Here is a 2,863-nt window from a genome sequence, read left to right on the forward strand (position 1 = left end):
GGAGAACCGCAACCCGGAGATCGGCGAGACCTCGGTGCTGGCGCTGATGGATGCGGTCGACGCCTACATCCCGCAGCCGGAGCGTCCGAAGGACCTGCCGTTCCTGATGCCGGTGGAGGACGTGTTCTCGATCTCGGGCCGCGGCACGGTGGTGACGGGGCGCATCGAGCGCGGGATCGTCAAGGTCGGCGACGAAGTGGAGATCGTCGGCATCCGCGACGTGCAGAAGACGATCTGCACGGGTGTGGAGATGTTCCGCAAGCTGCTGGACCAGGGCGAGGCGGGCGACAACGTGGGCGTGCTGCTGCGCGGCACCAAGCGCGAGGACGTGGAGCGGGGCCAGGTGCTGTGCAAGCCGGGCTCGATCACCCCGCACACCAAGTTCGTGGCCGAGGCCTACATCCTGACCAAGGAGGAGGGCGGGCGCCACACGCCGTTCTTCACCAACTACCGGCCGCAGTTCTACTTCCGCACCACCGACGTGACCGGGGTCATCAGCCTGAAGGAAGGCGTGGAGATGATCATGCCGGGCGACAACGCCGAGCTGAACGTGGAGCTGATCACCCCGATCGCCATGGACCAGGGGCTGCGCTTCGCCATCCGCGAAGGCGGCCGCACCGTGGGCTCCGGCGTCGTGGCCAAGATCATCGAGTAGCGGCTTTCCCTCCCCAGGACGGGGAGGGGAAACAGCCCAGAAGAGGGCCGCCGGGAAGCCGGCGGCCTTTTTGCTGTGCGCATGAAATCCAGGTCATGAAGCCGAATTAAGCTGCCTTCCCAAGGGGGCGGGACTAGCTTCCGCGTCGGGGCAAGAATTTGATGGGATTGGGCTGATGCGTGCTTTCATCGCTTTGCTGGCGTCGGCCGGCGCGCTGACTGTGGCCGGCGCGGCGAACGCGGCCTCTGTTGAGATCCGCGACGCGGTTGCGCGGGTGACGGTGGTTCCGGAAGACCGCGCCGACGTGAAGGTGGAGTTCCTCACCGCCAACCCGAAGCTGCCGCTGCAGGTGCGCACCGAGGATGGCCGCACGGTCGTGGACGGTGGTCTGTGGCGCCGGATCCGCAACTGCAACAACCACACCGACGCCCCGAGCGCCGAAGTGCGCGGCATCGGCCGGGTGGACGCGCAGGCCATGCCTCAGGTGGTGATCCACACGCCGCGGGCCGTCTCGGTGTCTTCGAACGGGGCGGTGTTCGGCGCGATCGGCCGCGCGGCAAGCCTCGAGCTCCACGATTCCGGCTGCAGCAACTGGACAGTGGCCGACGTGGCCGGCGACACCAGGGTCCAGGAATCCGGCGCCGGCAGCCTTCGCCTGGGCTCGACGGGCCGGCTCGACCTGCACCTCTCGGGCGCCGCGAGCCTGCACGTGGTCAAGGTGCGCCAGGGCATGGACGCCGAGCTCTCCGGCGCCGGCGGCGTGCGCGTGGAGGATTTCGCGGGCGACCTGGACGCCAATGTCTCCGGCGTGGGCCGGGTGAGGGTAGACGGCGGCCGCGCCGGCGCGGTCAGGGCTTCGGTCTCGGGCGTCGGCGGTGTCGATTTCGGCGGCGCCGCCCAGAGCCTGGATGCGTCGATCTCCGGCTTCGGCTCCATCCGGGTGAAACAGGTGAACGGGCCGGTGACCAAGTCGATCTCCGGCGCGGGCCACGTGACGGTCGGCTGAGCCGCAGCAGACGGACAAGGAGCTTCCAAGAATGCGTCTTCCCCTCATCCTCCTCGCCGCTGGCGGGATCTGCGCCGCGGCCGGCGCGGCGAACGCCGCCTCGGTGGAGGTCAAGGACGCCGTGGCCCGCGTCACCGTGATCCCCGAGAACAGGCCCGACGTGAAGGTCGAGTTCCTAACCAGCAATCCGAGCCTGCCGCTCGAGGTGCGCAGCTTCGCCGGCAAGACCATCGTCGATGGCGGTCTCGGCCGTCGCATCCGCAATTGCCACGGGCGGCGCGATGACATCATGGTCGAGGTGCGCGGCGTCGGCGAGATCGGCTACCGCGACATGCCCCAGGTGGTGATCCACACCCCGCGCGACGTGAAGGTGGAGACCGGCGGCGCCGTCTTCGGCTCCGTGGGGCGCTCGGCCAGCCTCGACCTCGCCAACGGCGGCTGCGGCGACTGGACGGTCGCCAACGTCGAAGGTCACATGCGGATCAGCCAGGCGGGCTCAGGGGACACCCACACCGGCAGCGCGGGCGATGCGAAGATCCGCACCGCCGGCTCCGGCGACGTGGCCACCGCAGACATCCACGGGTCGCTGGACGTCGACATCGCAGGCTCGGGCGACGTGACCGTGGCTTCCGTCGGCGGCCCGGTGGGCGTCCACGTGGCCGGCGCCGGCGACGTCAAGATCGGCAATGGGCATGCGAGCACCCTCGACGTGGCCATCGCCGGCTCGGGCGATGTGGATTTCGGCGGCGTGGCCGATGCGCTGAAGGTGCGGATCATGGGCTCCGGCGACGTCCGGGCGCGCCAGGTCAGGGGTCCGATCTCCAAGATGGTGATGGGTTCGGGCTCGGTGACCACCGGCGGCTGAGCCTGCCGGTCCCATGCGATGGCTGCGATAAGCGGCCGCCCGCCCTTGACGCGATGGGGGCAGATCGGTATCTACGCGCCTCCTGTTGGACCGGCTGTGCGCTTTCGGGCGCAGACGCGGTTCGCGGAAACGGCTCGAGACTGTACCCAGTAGCGTTTCGGGATGAGGCCCTCGCGGCTATCGCGCGGGCCTAAGTCGTTTGTGCGGACTATCGCGTACGGGCCCTGAAAAGGGTTCGGGCTGGTCTTTGAAATGGTCGAGATCACGCGGGCGGGCCGCCGTCTGTAGGGAAACGAAAAGAGCGATATGGATCGTCAGAACATCCGCATCCGGCTCA

At 68.8% G+C, this 2,863-nt stretch carries 3 protein-coding genes; all 3 read left to right on the plus strand.

The genetic code is table 11. The features are described 5' to 3' along the window. Positions 1 to 655, plus strand: a 655-nt coding sequence (locus Q0W60_RS17350; RefSeq protein ID WP_297697332.1) for an EF-Tu/IF-2/RF-3 family GTPase, incomplete at its 5' end; no start/stop codon positions are given. 175 nt (positions 656 to 830) lie between these two features. Further along, positions 831 to 1,661: a DUF2807 domain-containing protein gene (locus Q0W60_RS17355; protein WP_297697333.1), complete on the plus strand. Its 831-nt coding sequence runs from the start codon at positions 831 to 833 to the stop codon at positions 1,659 to 1,661. 31 nt (positions 1,662 to 1,692) lie between these two features. Further along, a complete protein-coding gene (locus tag Q0W60_RS17360) occupies positions 1,693 to 2,526 on the plus strand; it encodes a DUF2807 domain-containing protein (protein WP_297697334.1) in 834 nt (277 codons plus the stop codon). Positions 2,527 to 2,863 lie beyond the last annotated feature (337 nt).

This window comes from Phenylobacterium sp., assembly GCF_025934275.1.
Lineage (GTDB): Bacteria > Pseudomonadota > Alphaproteobacteria > Caulobacterales > Caulobacteraceae > Phenylobacterium.